At 70.7% G+C, this 15,206-nt stretch carries 16 protein-coding genes; 7 read left to right on the top strand and 9 right to left on the bottom strand.

Going from position 1 to position 15,206, the window contains the following annotated elements:
* Positions 1-159: 159 nt before the first annotated feature.
* Together sepH and IJ15_RS0105520 are read left to right on the top strand one after the other, a co-directional pair.
* Positions 160-1,044, top strand: coding sequence for a septation protein SepH (sepH, locus tag IJ15_RS0105525; RefSeq protein WP_081880599.1), 885 nt, complete (start codon positions 160-162; stop codon positions 1,042-1,044).
* A complete protein-coding gene (locus tag IJ15_RS0105520) occupies positions 999-1,835 on the top strand; it encodes a DUF6928 family protein (protein ID WP_231569429.1) in 837 nt (278 codons plus the stop codon). The genes sepH and IJ15_RS0105520 overlap by 46 nt, the downstream gene beginning before the upstream one ends.
* A 6-nt stretch (positions 1,836-1,841) precedes the next feature.
* Here IJ15_RS0105520 and IJ15_RS0105515 read toward each other — a convergent pair whose 3' ends face one another.
* The 3 genes from IJ15_RS0105515 to IJ15_RS0105505 are packed head-to-tail and all read right to left on the bottom strand — an operon-like array spanning position 1,842 to position 3,560.
* Entirely contained in the window at positions 1,842-2,120 is a 279-nt protein-coding gene (locus tag IJ15_RS0105515) for a DUF2537 domain-containing protein (protein ID WP_031937342.1), read from the bottom strand.
* The gene (locus tag IJ15_RS0105510; protein ID WP_031937341.1) at positions 2,117-2,923 is read right to left on the bottom strand and encodes a TrmH family RNA methyltransferase; all 807 of its coding nucleotides are present in this window, start codon (positions 2,921-2,923) and stop codon (positions 2,117-2,119) included. Before IJ15_RS0105510 ends, IJ15_RS0105515 begins: the two co-directional genes overlap by 4 nt.
* A 31-nt stretch (positions 2,924-2,954) precedes the next feature.
* Positions 2,955-3,560 (bottom strand): TetR/AcrR family transcriptional regulator, encoded by a 606-nt coding sequence (locus IJ15_RS0105505; protein ID WP_031937340.1) that lies wholly within the window; start codon positions 3,558-3,560, stop codon positions 2,955-2,957.
* Between the two features lie 70 nt (positions 3,561-3,630).
* Here IJ15_RS0105505 and IJ15_RS0105500 point away from each other — a divergent pair, with 70 nt between their 5' ends.
* Complete coding sequence (locus IJ15_RS0105500) at positions 3,631-4,182, top strand: hypothetical protein (protein ID WP_031937339.1); 552 nt, start codon at positions 3,631-3,633, stop codon at positions 4,180-4,182.
* Here IJ15_RS0105500 and IJ15_RS0105495 read toward each other — a convergent pair.
* From IJ15_RS0105495 to IJ15_RS0105485, 3 genes are all read right to left on the bottom strand, one after another.
* Positions 4,134-5,351, bottom strand: coding sequence for an MFS transporter (locus IJ15_RS0105495; protein WP_051918534.1), 1,218 nt, complete (start codon positions 5,349-5,351; stop codon positions 4,134-4,136). The two genes, IJ15_RS0105500 and IJ15_RS0105495, sit on opposite strands and share 49 nt — an antisense overlap.
* Positions 5,352-5,448: 97 nt before the next feature.
* Entirely contained in the window at positions 5,449-5,880 is a 432-nt protein-coding gene (locus IJ15_RS0105490; protein WP_031937337.1) for an Rv0880 family HTH-type transcriptional regulator, read from the bottom strand.
* A gap of 35 nt (positions 5,881-5,915) precedes the next feature.
* Positions 5,916-7,406, bottom strand: a complete 1,491-nt coding sequence (locus IJ15_RS0105485) for an NCS2 family permease (protein ID WP_051918533.1) — start codon at positions 7,404-7,406, stop codon at positions 5,916-5,918.
* Between the two features lie 81 nt (positions 7,407-7,487).
* Here IJ15_RS0105485 and IJ15_RS0105480 point away from each other — a divergent pair, with 81 nt between their 5' ends.
* Positions 7,488-7,736, top strand: coding sequence for a DUF2530 domain-containing protein (locus IJ15_RS0105480; RefSeq protein WP_031937335.1), 249 nt, complete (start codon positions 7,488-7,490; stop codon positions 7,734-7,736).
* Positions 7,737-7,781: 45 nt separating this feature from the next.
* Here the strand turns inward: IJ15_RS0105480 and IJ15_RS0105475 are convergent, their stop codons facing one another.
* From IJ15_RS0105475 to IJ15_RS0105465, 3 genes are read right to left on the bottom strand one after another with little or no spacing between them, the layout of a single operon-like run.
* Positions 7,782-8,336: a phosphatase PAP2 family protein gene (locus tag IJ15_RS0105475; protein WP_031937334.1), complete on the bottom strand. Its 555-nt coding sequence runs from the start codon at positions 8,334-8,336 to the stop codon at positions 7,782-7,784.
* Positions 8,337-8,346: 10 nt separating this feature from the next.
* Entirely contained in the window at positions 8,347-11,109 is a 2,763-nt protein-coding gene (locus IJ15_RS0105470; RefSeq protein WP_031937333.1) for a sacsin N-terminal ATP-binding-like domain-containing protein, read from the bottom strand.
* Positions 11,106-11,912 (bottom strand): DUF3027 domain-containing protein, encoded by an 807-nt coding sequence (locus IJ15_RS0105465; protein ID WP_231569430.1) that lies wholly within the window; start codon positions 11,910-11,912, stop codon positions 11,106-11,108. The genes IJ15_RS0105470 and IJ15_RS0105465 overlap by 4 nt, the downstream gene beginning before the upstream one ends.
* A gap of 51 nt (positions 11,913-11,963) precedes the next feature.
* Here IJ15_RS0105465 and IJ15_RS0105460 point away from each other — a divergent pair, with 51 nt between their 5' ends.
* The 3 genes from IJ15_RS0105460 to IJ15_RS0105450 all read left to right on the top strand — a co-directional run bounded on the left by IJ15_RS0105460 (position 11,964) and on the right by IJ15_RS0105450 (position 15,137).
* The gene (locus IJ15_RS0105460) at positions 11,964-12,785 is read left to right on the top strand and encodes a glutaminyl-peptide cyclotransferase (RefSeq protein WP_051918531.1); all 822 of its coding nucleotides are present in this window, start codon (positions 11,964-11,966) and stop codon (positions 12,783-12,785) included.
* A gap of 101 nt (positions 12,786-12,886) precedes the next feature.
* Positions 12,887-14,608, top strand: a complete 1,722-nt coding sequence (locus tag IJ15_RS0105455) for an MFS transporter (protein ID WP_031937330.1) — start codon at positions 12,887-12,889, stop codon at positions 14,606-14,608.
* 25 nt (positions 14,609-14,633) lie between these two features.
* Positions 14,634-15,137 (top strand): DUF2771 family protein, encoded by a 504-nt coding sequence (locus IJ15_RS0105450; protein ID WP_051918530.1) that lies wholly within the window; start codon positions 14,634-14,636, stop codon positions 15,135-15,137.
* The last annotated feature ends 69 nt before the right edge of the window (positions 15,138-15,206 follow it).

Genomic DNA, 15,206 nt, shown 5'->3' with positions numbered 1-15,206 from the left:
CCCGCACTTGTCGTCGCGCCCCACGCCCCCGCGGCGCGACGACAAGTGCGCGAAACGCGAGGAAAATGATTCACACGCGTGTCTTTCCTGCACACTGGTCACAGATGAATTACAGTCGATTGCGGCGTGATCGCGAGACGGCGCGACGAGGAGGACAGTGTGCGAGAGCTGCGAGTGATCGGTCTCGAACCTGGCGGCGCGCACGTGGTGTGTTCTGACCCGGACACCGGCGAGAAGTTCCGACTCCCCGCCGACGACAAACTCCGTGCGGCCTCCCGCGGAGACATCGCTCGACTCGGCCAGATCGAGATCGAGACGGACAGTCAGCTTCGCCCGCGAGAGATCCAGGCCCGTATCCGCGCCGGCGCATCCATCGAGCAGGTCGCCGAGCAGGCGGGCATTCCGCACTCCAAGGTGGAGCGCTACGCGCATCCGGTACTCCTCGAGCGCAGTCGCGCGGCGGAGATGGCCCAGGCCGGTCACCCGGTCCGGCCGGACGGCCCCGCGGTGGACACGCTGGCCGAGATCGTTGCGCAGGCGTTCCGCGCTCGGGGCCACGACCTCGACGCCGCGACGTGGGACGCGTGGAAGGACGAGGACGGTTACTGGGTGGCCCAGCTGCAGTGGCAGGCCGGATGCACCACCAACGCCGCGCACTGGCGCTACCAGCCCGACGCGCACGGCGGGACCATCAATTCCCTCGACGACGCCGCCATCCAGCTCGTCGACCCCGATTTCGGTCGTCCGCTGCGCGGGCTGACACCCGTCCCCAGCGACGGCATCTACGGTCCCGCCGACATGGAGCCGGACCACTACCACGACCACGAGGCGCCCGTCGAAGAGTCGCCGATCATCTTGGCGGACAACGATATCGACGAAGAGTCGGCGGAGCCGGTCGATGTACCGGAGCCCGTCGACGCGGCCGATCACGACGAGCCGAGGACCGCGCCCCAGCACACCAACGGCAAGGACAAGCGCGGTAAGCCGGCGTTGCCGTCGTGGGACGACGTTCTGCTGGGCGTTCGGAGCAACGGGCGCGGCTGACGTTGGTGCCGGGGGTCAACGCATCCACCATCTGGTACGTCGACGCCGCCGAGCCCGCCACGGTTCTGCGTGACGCCGAACCGGATCGGGACGCCGCCCGCGCACTCGTCGGGCAGTTGCATCCGGGACTCGAGGTGTCGTATCTCGGCGACGAACCGCTCTCGGACGCCACGAGGCCGGAGACCGGCGAGGTGCTCGCCGGGTGGTATCCCGGGGTGGTCGTCGTCCGCACCGGCGAGTCCCTGCCGCCGGTGCCGTCGTCGCTGGTCGAGCACTGGATCGATCCGACGGGATTCCGCCACACGTACCTGTGCTCGTCGAGTCCGGTGACGAAGGCCGGTTCGTGGGGTGCGTTCGCGCACTGGGACCGCGGTGAACTGCAGCGATCGTTCAGTGCGACACCGGCTCACATCGTGGAGGACCTGGGTCTGCCCCAGGTGTGGGAGCGTCCGTTCTGGGCCGGGGAGCATCCGGTGCGGCCGTCCCTGGATGTGCTGCCCGATCCGCAGACGCTGCCGTTCAATCCCGGCGAGTTCGCGGAGGCGGCGCCCCGGGCGTGGCTGGGCGACGACTTGGATCCGTCGTCGATCACGGTTTCCCGGTTCGCGGTGTACCCGCCCGGGCAGATCCCCGAGTCGGTGCTCCGAGTCGTCGCCGAGCGCGACATCGCGCGGGACGCCGAGACCGCCCGGGACCAGGCGCCGGCCCGAACGCAGGATCGGGAGGTCGAGCACGAGCAGGCGCCGCGGAAGCCGTCGCTGCTGGCCCGCCTGTTCCGCCGCGGTCACTGACTTCCTTCAGAGGGCTCCGAAAAGCAAAGCGGCCCATCCGATTACCACTCCAGCGGCGAGGCCGTACACGACCCAGCGCCATACCGGTCGGTGCCTCCAGCGCCACACGGTGGGGGCGGCGCCGCCGACGGCCACCAGGTTGAAGCCGAGCGCGAGCAGCACGTGGATGTGCGCCAGCGAGGTACCGAAGGCCACCACGCCGACGAGCGTCACGAGTGCCGCGAAGGCGCTGACCAGCAGTCCGGTTCCCCACGGGGTGGGCGGCGACGCCGGGGCCGCGGTCACGAGCCGGTCCGGATGCGCTCGTAGAACGCCATCGCCGCAGCGGTGGCGACGTTGAGCGAGTCGGTGCCCGCGGCCATCGGGATGCGGGCGCGGACGTCGGTGGCGCGCATGGCATCTTCGGTCAGGCCCGGGCCCTCCGCGCCGAGCAGGAGCGCGACCTTCTCGCCGGTCATGGCCTCGGCCAGCGTCGGCGCGGACGGGTTGGGGGTGAGCGAGATCAGCTGAAATCCCCTGTCACGCAGGATGTTCAAACCTCGCGGCCACTCCGGAACCTGCGCGAACGGGACCCGCAGCGCGTGCCCCATCGACACCCGCACCGCGCGGCGGTACAGCGGGTCCGCCACCGCCGCGCCGAACAGGATCGCGTCCACGCCCAGGCCGGCCGCGTTGCGGAACATCGAGCCGATGTTCTCGTGGTCGTTGACGCCCTCGAGTACCGCGACCGTGCGCGCATCGCGCAGTACGTCCTCGACATCGAGTTCGGGCGGGCGGTGCGCGGCGGCGAGCACCCCGCGGTTGAGGTGGAAGCCCACCACCTGAGCCATGACGTCGGCGGTGGTCCGGTAGTACGGCACGTCCACGCCGTCGAGGTCGTCGGACAACTCGCGCAGCCGACGGTCCACGCCCAGCAGTCCGCTCGGCGTGAAGCGGGACACGAGCATCCGCTGCACCACCAGGACGCCCTCGGCGATCACCAGGCCCTTACCTCCGGGCAGGTCGGGCCGGCGATCCGACGAGTTGAGGTCTCGGAAGTCGTCCAACCGGGGGTCGGCGGGGTCTGCGATGTCGATGACGTGAACCACGGATCCATCGTGCCGCATGGGTGATCGGCGGTTAGCGGGCGCTCCCGCCCGCCGCGAACAGCGCATCGAAGTGCGCGTCGAGGACGGCGCGGATCTGCGTGGGCCCGATCCGGTGCGGATGGTTGAGGCCGTGTGCCGCGAGACCGTCCACCAGGGCGTGGATCCGCATCGCCTCGATCTCGGCCGCGGACGCCGGGAGCACCCCGGCCTCGGCGAGCGCCCGGGTGGTCCCCAGGAAGCCGTGGTACACCGCAAGGTCGGACCGGTCGCGTACCTCGGCGAGCGTGGGGTCGATCCGGGCGGCGACGGTGAACGCCTGCCACACCTCCATCTCGCCGCGACGATCGTCGTCGAGGGGGACGAACTGCTCCGCCAGAACGCGTACGTCGGCCCGCAGATCCCCGCTGAACTCGATCCCGGCGATGCGGTCGTAGACCCGCCTGGTGACGAGATCCATCGCGAAGAGCAGCAGTTCGGACTGGGTGCCGAAGAAGTGCCGGAGCGACCCGGTGGACATGCCGGCTTCGTCTGCGACGGTGCGCACGCTGGCTGCGCCGATGCCGTCGCGGCGGATCACGCGCAGCACGGCGTCGGCGATCTCCTCACGTCTGCGCTCGGGACTCGGTCTCTTCACCACGTCGCAAAACTAGCACGACTGTGCTAGCTTTCGAACTGCTAACACAGTCGTACCAGAAACGAGGTCGGGCATGATCGTGCAACTGATCGTCCTGTGCGAGATCCTCTTCTGGGTGTTCCTCGGCGCCGGCCTCGTCGCGCGCTACCTGCTGCGCCGCCCCGGGCTGGGTGCCGCACTGCTGGTCGGGGCGCCGCTGGTCGACCTCGTCCTCCTCGTCGCCACCACGATCGACCTGCGCGGCGGCAGTACCGCATCGTGGAGTCACGGCCTGGCGGCCGCCTACATCGGCTTCTCGGTGGCGTTCGGGCACAGCATCATCCGCTGGGCCGACGTCCGGTTCGCGCATCGGTTCGCGGACGGTCCGGCCCCGGTGAAGCCGCCGCGGCACGGCGCAGGCCGGGCGATCCGCGAGTGGATCGAGTTCGGGAAGGCCGTGATCGCGTGGGGTATCTCGTGCGGACTGCTGACCGCGGCGATCACGATGGTCGACGACCCGAGTCGCACCGCAGCCCTGTCCGACTGGATCGACGCCCTCACCGTCCTACTCGGAATCTGGGGCGTCATCGCGCTGAGCTACACGATCTTCCCGGCGCGGTCGAAGGCCGCCCCGCGCCGGACGTAGAGTGCGGCGGTCAGGCCCGCAGCGAGCGAGATCAGTCCGCCGACGACGAGTGGGGCGCGCGGGTCGACCGCGTCGGCGAGCCAACCCAGCAGCGGTCCGCCCAGTGGGGTTCCGCCGAGGAACGCGAGCATGTACATCCCCATCACCCGGCCCCGCATCTCGGACGGCACCGACATCTGCAGGATGCTCATCGCCGCGGTGGAGAAGGTGAGGACGAGGGCGCCGGTCGGGATGAGCAGGAGGGCGACGGCGAGGTAGGACGGGACGAGGCCGACGACGGTCTCGAGGATGCCGAATCCGACGGCGGCGCCGAGACACCAGTGGACGGTCGGGGTCGACAGTCTCCGGGCGGCGAGAGTGGCGCCGGCCAGCATGCCTATCGCGAGCATCGTGGAGAGCAGGCCGAAGGCGTCGGCGCCCTTGTCGAAGGTGTTGCGGGCCAGGACCGCAAGGGTGAGTGAGAAGTTGAGCCCGAAGGTAGAGACGACGAAGACGGTGAGGAGGATGACGGTGAGGTCGGCTCGGGTCCGCACGTACCGGAAGCCCTCCCGCACCTGTCCTTTGGCGCGCGGCGCGGGCGTCGAGCGGGTGAGTTCGCCTTCCCGCATCCAGGCGAGCGAGGCGAACACCGCGACGAAGGACGCGGCGTTGACGAGGAAGACGGGCCCGGTGCCGATCCATGTGATCAGCACGCCGGAGATCGCCGGGCCGACGATGCGGGCGGCGTTGAACATCATGGAGTTCAACGCGATTGCGTTCGCGAGTCGGTCGGGGCCCACCATCTCGATGGTGAACGACTGGCGGACAGGCGTTTCCAGTGCGGTCACGCAGCCCAGCGCGAACGACAGCACGTAGACGTGCCACAGTTGCACCACGCCACCGACGTCGAGCAGTCCGAGGATCAGGCCGAACGCGCCCATCGCGACCAGGGACGTCATCAGGATGCGCCGCTTGTCGTAACGGTCGGCGAGCACGCCGCCGTACATCGACAGGAACAGGGTGGGGCCGAACTGCAGGGCCATCACGACGCCGACGGCGAATCCGTCACCGCCGGAAAGGGTCAGGACCAGCCAGTCCTGCGCGATCCGCTGCATCCAGGTGCCGACCAGCGACACGGCCTGTCCGGTGACGAAGTACCGGTAGTTGCGCGAGCGCAGAGCCCCGAACATGGTGGGCGGCGCGGAATCGGTTGACACACTGCGATCTTGTCGACAGTCCGGCGGCGCGCGAAGGGCCGGTCCCGGTGACCGGGTCTTCGGAGGGCGTTCAGCCTTTGTCGGCGACCAGGTCGGAGATGATCGTGACGGCGTTGCGCAGGGTGTCGATCTCGTCGTCGGCGAGGCCCGACAGCTTCTCGGTCATCCACGCCTCGCGCGCCTGGGTCTCCCCCTCGATGAGGGCGTGGCCGGAGTCCGAGAGCGAGACGATGATCTGGCGGCCGTCGGTGGGATGCGGTGTGCGATCGACGAGTCCGAGGTCGGCGAGCGATGCGATGACCCGGGTCATCGACGGCGGCTGGACCTTCTCACGAGCGGCCAACGCGCCCGGCGTCATCGAGCCCTCGGAGGCGAGGGTGGCGAGCGCCGACAGTTGCGTCAGCGAAACCTGGGCTTCTGCGCGCCGTCCCCGCAGCTGACGTGCGAGACGCACAACCGCTAACGACAGGTCGCTGGCCAGGGCGCGAGTATCCGATGTCACAGAACTGAACAATACGGGAACTCGCGCCCCGCCAATCACGTAACGGCGTCGGTGATCGGGCCGACCGCGAAGTACGCGACGAACAGTGCCGCGACGAACCACAGCAGCGGGTGCACCTTCTTGGCGTTGCCGCCGGCGGCCGCGAGGACGACGTAGGAGATGAAGCCGATGCCGATGCCGTTGGCGATGGAGTACGTGAACGGCATGGTGACGATCGTGAGGAACGCGGGGAGCGCGACCGAGAACTTGCCGAAGTCGATGTCGCGCACCTGCCCGATCATCAACGCGCCCACCACGACGAGGGCCGGGGCGGCCGCCTCGATGGGGACCACCGCGTACAGCGGCGTGAGGAACATCGCGGCGAGGAACAGCACGCCGGTGATGACGTTGGCGAGGCCGGTGCGGGCGCCTTCGGCGATGCCGGAGGCGGACTCGACGAACACGGTGTTCGACGACGCGGACGCGCCGCCGCCGACGATCGCGCCGGCACCCTCGACGACGAGGGCCTTGCCGACGCCGGGCAGGTTGTCGTTCTTGTCGGTGAGCCCGGCTTCCTTGCCGAGGCCGGTCATGGTGCCCATCGCGTCGAAGAAGTTGGCGAGGACCAGGGTGAAGACCAGGAGGCTGGCGGCGAGGACACCGATGCGGGTGAAGGCGCCGAAGATGCTGACGTCGCCGACGAGGCTCAGGTCGGGCAGCTGCGCGATGACGTCGGGCACCACGGGCACGCTGAGGTTCCAGCCCTTGGGGTCGACGCCCTTGGAGGCGCCGACGTCGAAGACGGCCTCGATGATCGCGGCGAGCACGGTGGTGACGACGATGCCGATCAGCAGGCCGCCGCGAACCTTGCGGACCACGAGGATGCCCATGAGCAGGACACCGAAGACGAAGACCACGGTCGGCCAGGCACCGATCGAGCCGTTGATGCCGAGGCCGACGGGGACGGACGTGCCGGCGGCGTCGGGGATGCGGCGCACGAAGCCGGCATCGACCAGGCCGATGAACGCGATGAACATGCCGATGCCGGCGGCGATCGCGGCCTTGAGTTCCCGCGGGATCGCGTTGAAGACGGCGGTGCGGAAACCGGTCACGGCGAGCGCGACGATGATGATGCCGTCGATGACGACCAGACCCATCGCCTCCGGCCAGGTGACCTGCGGCGCGATCGACACGGCGAGGAGGCTGTTGATTCCCAGACCGGCGGCGATACCGAACGGATAGTTCGCGATGATGCCGAAGGCGATGCTCATCAGACCCGCGACAAGCGCGGTGACGGCGGCGACCTGACTGACCGGCAGGATGTTGCCGAGCACGTCGGTCTTGGCGGAGGCGTCGTCGGCCGAGAAGCTACCGAGGATCAGCGGGTTGAGGACGATGATGTACGCCATGGCCACGAACGTGACCAGGCCGCCGCGGACCTCGGTGCTGATGGTCGAGCCACGCTCAGTGATCTTGAAGTAGGTGTCGAGCATCCGTGAGGGCGCCGACGGCCGCGTGGGCTCGGGGGTTTTCTCGGTAACCGCCATGTCGAGTTTCGGTCCAATCGCCGGGAGGTGGGGTTTCGCACCTGGCAGATTAGGGCACCGGACCACGGGTAACTTAATCGTGTGACCGAAATCCATAGCACGCCGACGCTGCTGACCCGGCTCTCCGACCCCCGTCCGGTGCTCGTGGTGGGGACGGCGGCGTGGGTCGTGGCGACCGTCGTGGTGCTGCTGGGAGGTGACCGCTGGAGCGACGCACTTCCGGTCTGTCTCGCCGGAACCGCCCTGGGCCTCCTGGGATTCGCGTTGTTCCTCGTTCAGCGGCGGGCCGCGCGTCGCGGCAGTCGGGGCGCGCAGCGCGGCCTGCTCTGAGCGCTGGACGGCGCGGCCGTCACCCGATGCGCCCGGTGAGGGATTTCACACGGAATTCGTGCGTGTCGATCGTGCCGTCCGGCGGCTGATCGCCCACACCCACAGTGCGGCCCACGCCACACCGAACGTCCACCCGGCGAGCACGTCGGTGAGCCAGTGTGCGCCCAGATACACCCGCGAGAGCCCGACGGCGAGGGTGTAGCACGCGAGCAGTGCCAGCAGCAGGATCCGTCCGACGCCGGGGGCGACGATCCGCACCACCACCGCGCCGAGCACGCACGCGAGGATCGCGGACATCATCGCGTGCCCGGACGGGAACGAGTAGCTCTCGAGCATCACCAGACGCTCGGGCAGCGGCGGCCGTGGCCGCCCGAACAAAAGTTTGAGCAGGCTCATCGCGGCCCAGCCGGAGAGCATTGCGCCGGCGACCATGACGGCCTCGGCCGTGTAGCGGCGATACAGCAGCGTGATCGTCACGACGGCGGAGATGACGAACGCCGCGACCGTGCCGCCGCTGTTGGTGACGACGGTGACGGCGTCGGTGAGTGCCGGGGTGCGGATGTCGAGCATCCAGTCCAGCACCGACTGATCGAACGACATGACTCTCCCCTCACGGACGGCGTCGGCAGTGGGTCCGGCCGTCGTCGTCCACCCACCAGGCGACGGCGACGTCGCCGTCGAGGGCACCGCCGAGCCGGACGACGAGGTCGTCGTGCACGACGACGGTTCCACTCGGCAGCGGCAGCCCCAGCACCGTGCACGCGAGCACCGCGCCCGGTTCCCGGTCCCACGTGCTGGGTTCGCCGTCCCCGAGCACCTGCGCGTGGACGGCGGCCGACGCGAGCGGCAGGTCCAGCAGGTCCGCGAGGGCCGGCGCGGTGTCCAACCCGCCGAGCACCAGGCGTTCGGGTGGGACGACGGCGCCGAGGTGGCCGCGGTCGAGCACCAGCGCGACGTCGGGATCGGCGACGGTGCCGGCGAGGCTGCGCACCCCGGCCGGCAGGTTCAGGTCGTCGAGGTCGAGCACGCCGCGGTCGGCGGCCTCCGCCAGCAACCGGTGGGTGCGGGTCACGACGTCGGGGGTGGCGGTGCGCTGCGGGTCGGCGAGGCGGTCGAGCAGCACCCCGGCCAGTCCGGTGTCGTCGACGGTGGCCGGTGCGAGCGCGGCGGCCAGCGCGGGTGCGGCCGGGTGGTCGAGGGCGTCGAGCAGTCCGGCGAAGGTGTCGTCGTCGGGGGCGCGGAGCTGGCCGAGGCGTCGTCCGTCGATCTCGGCGTGGGTGCGCAGCCACCACGCGGTGTAGCCGTCGCGGTCGGTGAGCGTGGCGGCGGTGGCCGGGTCCGCGGCGAGCAGGGTCAGTGCCTGCGACCATCGCGCGGGGTCGACCAGGTCCAGGTCCCGCACCGCGATCAGCGTCTCCGGGTCGTCGGTGAGGGTGTCCCACCAGCGGGGCTCGTCGTCGAGGTCGTGTTCGGGGCCGGTGGGCAGTTCGGCGCGCATCACCGTGAAACCCCAGCCGACGCCGAGCGCGCGCAGCGGTTCCTCCCCCACCCGCTCGACGAGGGCGGTGTCGACGGTGCCGAACAGCGAGTCGTCGTCGAGCACGTCGGCGAGCGGGGCGCCGGGCAGCAGCAGTTCGTCGGCGGGCACCAGTTCGCCGTCGCTGTCGGGCAGCGGCAGCTCACCCAGCCAGCCCGGCTGGGTGTCCGGGGCCGCGAGTCCGACCAACGAGAGCACCGCGGTCGCCAATTCGGTTGCGGCGGTGGGATCGTCGTAGTCGAGGTCCTCGATGCGGGCGCGCAGCGCGGGATCGGACAGCAGGTCCCCGGCGGTCGCCCGCGCGGCTCCCAACCGGTCCAGCAGCGGGTGGGCGGCGTCCGGATGCACCAGTCGGACCCAGTCCAGGGCCCCGACGGCGGCGTCCAGCGCGTGTCCCAGGTCGGTGCCCACGACGGTGGTGCGCGGGCCGGTGACGGTACGGCCGTCGGCGAGCGGAACCGGAACGGCGGCAAGCTCTTCGACGGCGAGGGCGTCGACCACCAGCGGCTCGAGCGCGTCGTAGAGGGCGCGCCACCAGGACGGCTCCCGGTGCTGGCCGCCCAACAGTTCCGCGATGCGCGCCAGGCCCATCCGGTGCGTGTCCACCGCCGCCAGGGCCGGGGCGTGCCGCGGACCCGACAGCTGCGGGTCGACCAGGTCGGGCACGGCGTCGGCGAGGGCGTCGGCGAGGGCCTCGGTCAGTCCGGGGATCACGGTCGCCCGGGTGGGGACGAGGTCGGCGGCGTCCGGGTCCGCCGCGGTGCGGGCGGCGGGCACCCACGGCTGGGTGCGGAGTTCGCGGAGCAGGTCCTCGCGGAGCGTCGCGTCCACCTCACTGCGCGCGAATCCGGGCTGCGGCACCAGGTTCGGGCGCTGGTCGCGCGGGATCGCCGCGACGAACCGCGCGTAGCCGTGGGCCACTCCGGTCAGCGGCGTGCCGGGCAGGACGCGTCGGCGGTCGGGTTGCATCGCGACGTCGGCGATCAGCAGCGCCGGGATCGACAATTCCTCGTCGGAACGGGTGGGGGCGCGCAGGACGTCGTCGGTGACGGGGCGGACGCGGCCGTCGACCACCGGGACGAGCCAGCGGGCGGTGTCGGTCCGGTACTGCCACCAGGTGCGGTCGCCGACGGTGATCTCGGTGAGCCCGGCACGCTCGCCGTCGAGGTCGCGTTCGGTGCGGTGCAGCACCGTGTCGCCGATCTCGATGGTCGCGATCGCGGGGAGCTCCAGCAGCAGGTCGACGGCCTCGGCGGCGAATCCGGCGAGCAGGGCGGCGGCGTCGACCCCGGGCCGCACCCGCAGCACCACCTCGGTGTCGAATCCGGTCGGCGGCGTCTCGTCGGTGGCCCACACCAGGCGCAGTGCCGGGACGCCGGCGGCGGGCAGGTCCAGGCCCGCCTCGGTGACGGCGGCGCGGGTGCGGGCGGCGGAGAACAGCAGCGATCCGCTGGTGGAGCGCAGTTCCACCTCGTCGCTCACGGACCGGACCGCGGTGAATCCGACACCGAACCGTCCGATCCCGGATGCGCTGCCGGTCTTGCCGGAGGCGCGGAGCGCGGCCAGCGCGTGCACGCCGTCGACGTCGAGGGGGGCGCCGGTGTTCGCGATCCGCAGCACGTCGTCGTGCAGCCGGACCCGCAGGGTGCCGGGGATCCCGGCGCGCGCGGCGGCGTCGGCGGCGTTCTGCGCCAGTTCGGTGAGCAGCCGGTCCCGGTAGCCGGCGCGGACCAGGTCGGCTTCCGCGGCGGCGTCCTCGCGCAGGCGTGTCGGCGAGTTCCGCCACGCGAGGAGCGTCCCTTCGCGCAGCGCCGCGGTGCCGAACGGATCCGTCAGTTGCTCGATGCCGGGTCCAGCGGGGGCTCGGGATCGGCGGGCCGGTCGAGCTCGACGACCTCGATGGCGGCGTCGTCGTACGCGTCGTAGCGCGGGGTCCCGGCGCCGGTCGGCAGGGTCGTGTCGGAGTGTGCGCCGCAGCCGTGGGCGGCGTGCACGACGTGCCCGTCGGAGGCCATCTCGTTTCCGCACACACCGAACGCCGCGTGCAGCGAACCGGACAGCGGCAGGTAGAAACCGCACAGGTCGCACGTGGACGGCGCGGCCTTCGCCATCTCCGAGTCCGGGCCGAACTCGCCGTCGTGCCAGCGTTCGGCGCAGTCCAGGCGGCCCTCGCGACTCATGACCTGCTTGCGGCCGAGGCCGATCTCGAGCGCGACGTCGTCGACCTCGGGGTCGCCGGTCGCGACGTAGCCCGGCACCAGGCGGACGTCGTCGGCGGGCGGGGCCAGCAGGTCGCCGGGCGACAGGTCGCCGGCACGGACCCGCCGATCCCACGGCAGCCAGTCGGGGGCGACGAGGGCGTCGGGTCCCGGCAGCAGCGCCAGTTCACTGATCGTCACGTGATCGGAATCGGGGGCGGCAGCGACCACGACGGCCCACTGCCAGCCGCGATAGCCCGGCAACTCTGCCTCGAACCGGTGGGTGGCAGCGCAGAAATCTTCGCCGGTCACGCCCAGGTGCTTCCCCACACCACCCTCACCGAGTGCGATCAGTGCTGCTCGGGCGGGCTCGACGGCTTCGGCCAGGACGGGGCGCACGACGGCGCTCTGTGGAGACGACGCAACACTCACGATGTCCATCTTGCCGCACTGGGTCCTGCCCGTGCGCGTTCGGGCTGCCATGCTGGTCCGGTGAATCGGCGTCGCACCCCGTATCCCGTCGTTGTCGGAGCGTCCGTGGTGGCGGTTGCGCTGCTCGCCGGGTGCTCCGCCGGCACCGACGACGACGCCCCACCGGAGCAGGTGACGGTAGCGCAGTCGCTGCGTCCGGAGATCGTCCGCGAACTTCCGCACGACCCGGACGCGTTCACGCAGGGCCTCGAGATCTCCGACGGCACGCTGTACGAGAGCACCGGTCTGGTGGGCCGGTCGTGGGTGCGGGCCACCGAGTTGGACACCGGCGCCGAGCGGGCGCGCGCCGATCTGCCGCAACCGATGTTCGGGGAGGGCATCACCGTCGTCGACGACACGGTGTGGCAGCTCACGTGGAAGGACGGTGTCGCCGTCGCCCGCGATCGCGGCACCCTCGCCGAGGAGCGGCGGGTCCGGTACGACGGCGAGGGGTGGGGGCTGTGTGCGCAGCCGGACCGGTTGGTGATGAGCGACGGCTCCGGCGCCCTGACGTTCCGCGATCCGGCGACGTTCGAGCCGACGGGATCGGTGGAGGTCACCCTCGACGGCCGCCCGGTCGATGAGCTCAACGAACTCGAATGCGCCAGTGACGGTTCGGTGTACGCGAACGTGTGGCAGACGGACACCATCCTGCGGATCGATCCCGCGTCCGGGGTTGCGGTCGGCCGGATCGATGCCGCCGCGCTGCGCGCCGCCCTGCCAGCCGGAGCGAGCGCCGACATCGACGTCCTGAACGGCATCGCGCAGATTCCGGGCACGGACCGTTTCCTGGTGACGGGGAAGCTGTGGCCGCGCATGTTCGAGGTCCGGTTCGTCGACTGAGGGTGCACCCGGGCCGGGCGTGACGCAGTCGACACGTCCGAACGAGCAGGAACAGACCGCCCGTGTCGTGCAATGTCCGGGGACTAGGACAGAATTGGGGGGTGACCGGACCTCGCGAACCCCACGACGCCGACCGGCGTGGGCAGGACCCGCGTAACCCCGCGCCCCGGCGACACCCCGGCTACGACAACTATCCGCCCGCCCGACGGTCCACCGCCCGGCGTGCGCCGCTGCCGCCGCTGCATCCCGTCGACCGGTCGGCGCCCACCGAACGCATCCCGTCGGGGCCGAACGGACAGGGCCCCGGACGGGGCGAGCCGGAGCCTCCGGAGCGGTCGACCAAGCAGTTCTCCAAGGCGGACGTGCCGGACGACGACGTCGAGGCACCGCAGCCGCGGCCGATGCCGCGGAAGTTGACGGTCACCCGCGTCGCGGCGATGCGCAGCCGGGAGCTGACCAACAAGTCCATTGCGACGTTCCGGCGGGCCGCGACCGCGGACGGTGCCGACAAGTCCGGGCTCACCGCGCTGACGTATGCGGTGATGGCGAACTTCGCGACCGACGCCGCGATCGCGGTGGCGTTGGCGAACACGTTGTTCTTCTCCGCGGCCACCGGCGAGGACAAGACCAAGGTCGCGCTGTACCTGTTGATCACGATCGCGCCGTTCGCGGTGATCGCGCCGCTGATCGGTCCGGCGCTGGACCGTCTGCAGCGGGGCCGCCGGATCGCGTTGGCGTCGTCGTTCGCGCTGCGGACGGTGCTGGCGCTGGTCCTCGTCTTCAACTTCGACAGTTGGGCGCTGTACCCGTGTGCACTGGGCATGATGGTGCTCAGCAAATCGTTCTCGGTCCTCAAGAGCGCCGTGACGCCGCGTGTGCTGCCACCGGAAATCGATCTGGTGCGGGTCAATTCGCGGCTGACGGTGTTCGGCCTGCTCGGCGGCACCATCGGTGCGGGTGCGCTGGCCGGCGCGCTGGCACTGGTCACCGGGTCCACGTCGGCGCCACTGTGGTTGGCGGCGATCATCACCGCGTTCGGCGCGTACCTGAGCATGCGGATCCCGGCGTGGGTGGAGGTCACCGAGGGTGAGGTGCCCGCGAAGCTGACCTTCCACGGCGACGACTCCCCCACCGAACTGATCGACGTGTCCGCGATGGCGGGCGTCAAACCGGACAAGCGTCGCCAGCCGCTGGGCCGCACGGTGGTGACCGGACTGTGGGGCAACGGCACCATCCGGGTGCTCACCGGGTTCCTGACGCTGTACATCGCGTTCGTCGCGAAGGCCAGCACCGAGCATGCGGCGTTGATGCAGGCCGCAATGCTCGGCCTGGTCGGTGCGGCCGCCGGCATCGGCAATTTCGCCGGCAATGCCGCCGGTGCCCGCCTGGAGTTGGGGCGTCCGGCGGCGATGGTGCTGCGCTGCACGATCGCGGTGACGGTCGTCGCGATCATCGCGGCGGTCACCGGGAATCTGCTGACCGCGGCGCTCGCGGCCCTCGTGGCGTCGGCGGCCAGCGCCCTGGCGAAGGTGTCGTTGGACGCCTCCCTGCAGCAGGACCTGCCCGAAGAGTCCATCGCCTCCGGTTTCGGCCGGTCCGAGACGGTCCTCCAGCTCAGCTGGGTGATCGGCGGCGCGATGGGCGTCCTGCTGCCCACCGAACTGTGGATCGGTTTCACGGTGGTGTCGGTGGTGCTTACGATCGGTCTGGTGCAGACCGTCCTCACGTACCGCGGCGCGTCACTGCTCCCGGGACTGGGCGGCAAGCGCCCGGAGCACGTGAACCAGGAGACCACTGTCGGCCACAGCCCTCGTGCCGACTGATCCACCGAACGAGAAACGGACATCCATGATGCAGGACCGGACGAAGAAGATTGTCGCGCTGATCGCGGCCCTAGCTGTGGTCGCGGCGGCCGGTCTCGCGGGGGTAGTCGCCTATCTCGTCGGTCAGTCGGAGGAGAAGCTGCCGACCATCACCGCGTACTCCAAGCAGGAGACCGCCAGCGTCGTTCCCGGTTTCTGCGACCCGACGCTGCAGTGCGAGGGCCTCGAGATCGTCGAACTGCACGTGCCCGAGGGATACCCGCTGCAGCTGTCGCTGCCGAAGGAGGTCGCGGACTCCGACTGGCGTCTGAACGTCCAGATCGGGAACCCGATGACCGGGGAGATCTTCGAGGGCTACCGCGACTACAAGCCCGGTGAGGCGTGGGCGGTGACGGTGCCCGGCAATCCGGGTGAGCAGCTGATCAGCGCCATCATCCAGCTGCCCGCGCAGGGCGGGTTGGCGCCGGTGTGGGCGTTGCAGACGATGCCGCTGCCCGGCGGCGGGCAGGTCGCCCCGTCCGCGTCCTGACCTCAGAGGCAGAGAAGAACGGGCGCCTTCCGATGATCATCGGAAGGCGCCAGTTCTCGTCTGTCGGGG

It is taken from the genome of Prescottella defluvii (genome assembly GCF_000738775.1).
GTDB classification, from domain to species: Bacteria; Actinomycetota; Actinomycetes; order Mycobacteriales; family Mycobacteriaceae; genus Prescottella; species Prescottella defluvii.
Note: the sequence above shows the minus strand (reverse complement) of the source record. Positions and strands in the feature narration are given on the sequence as shown.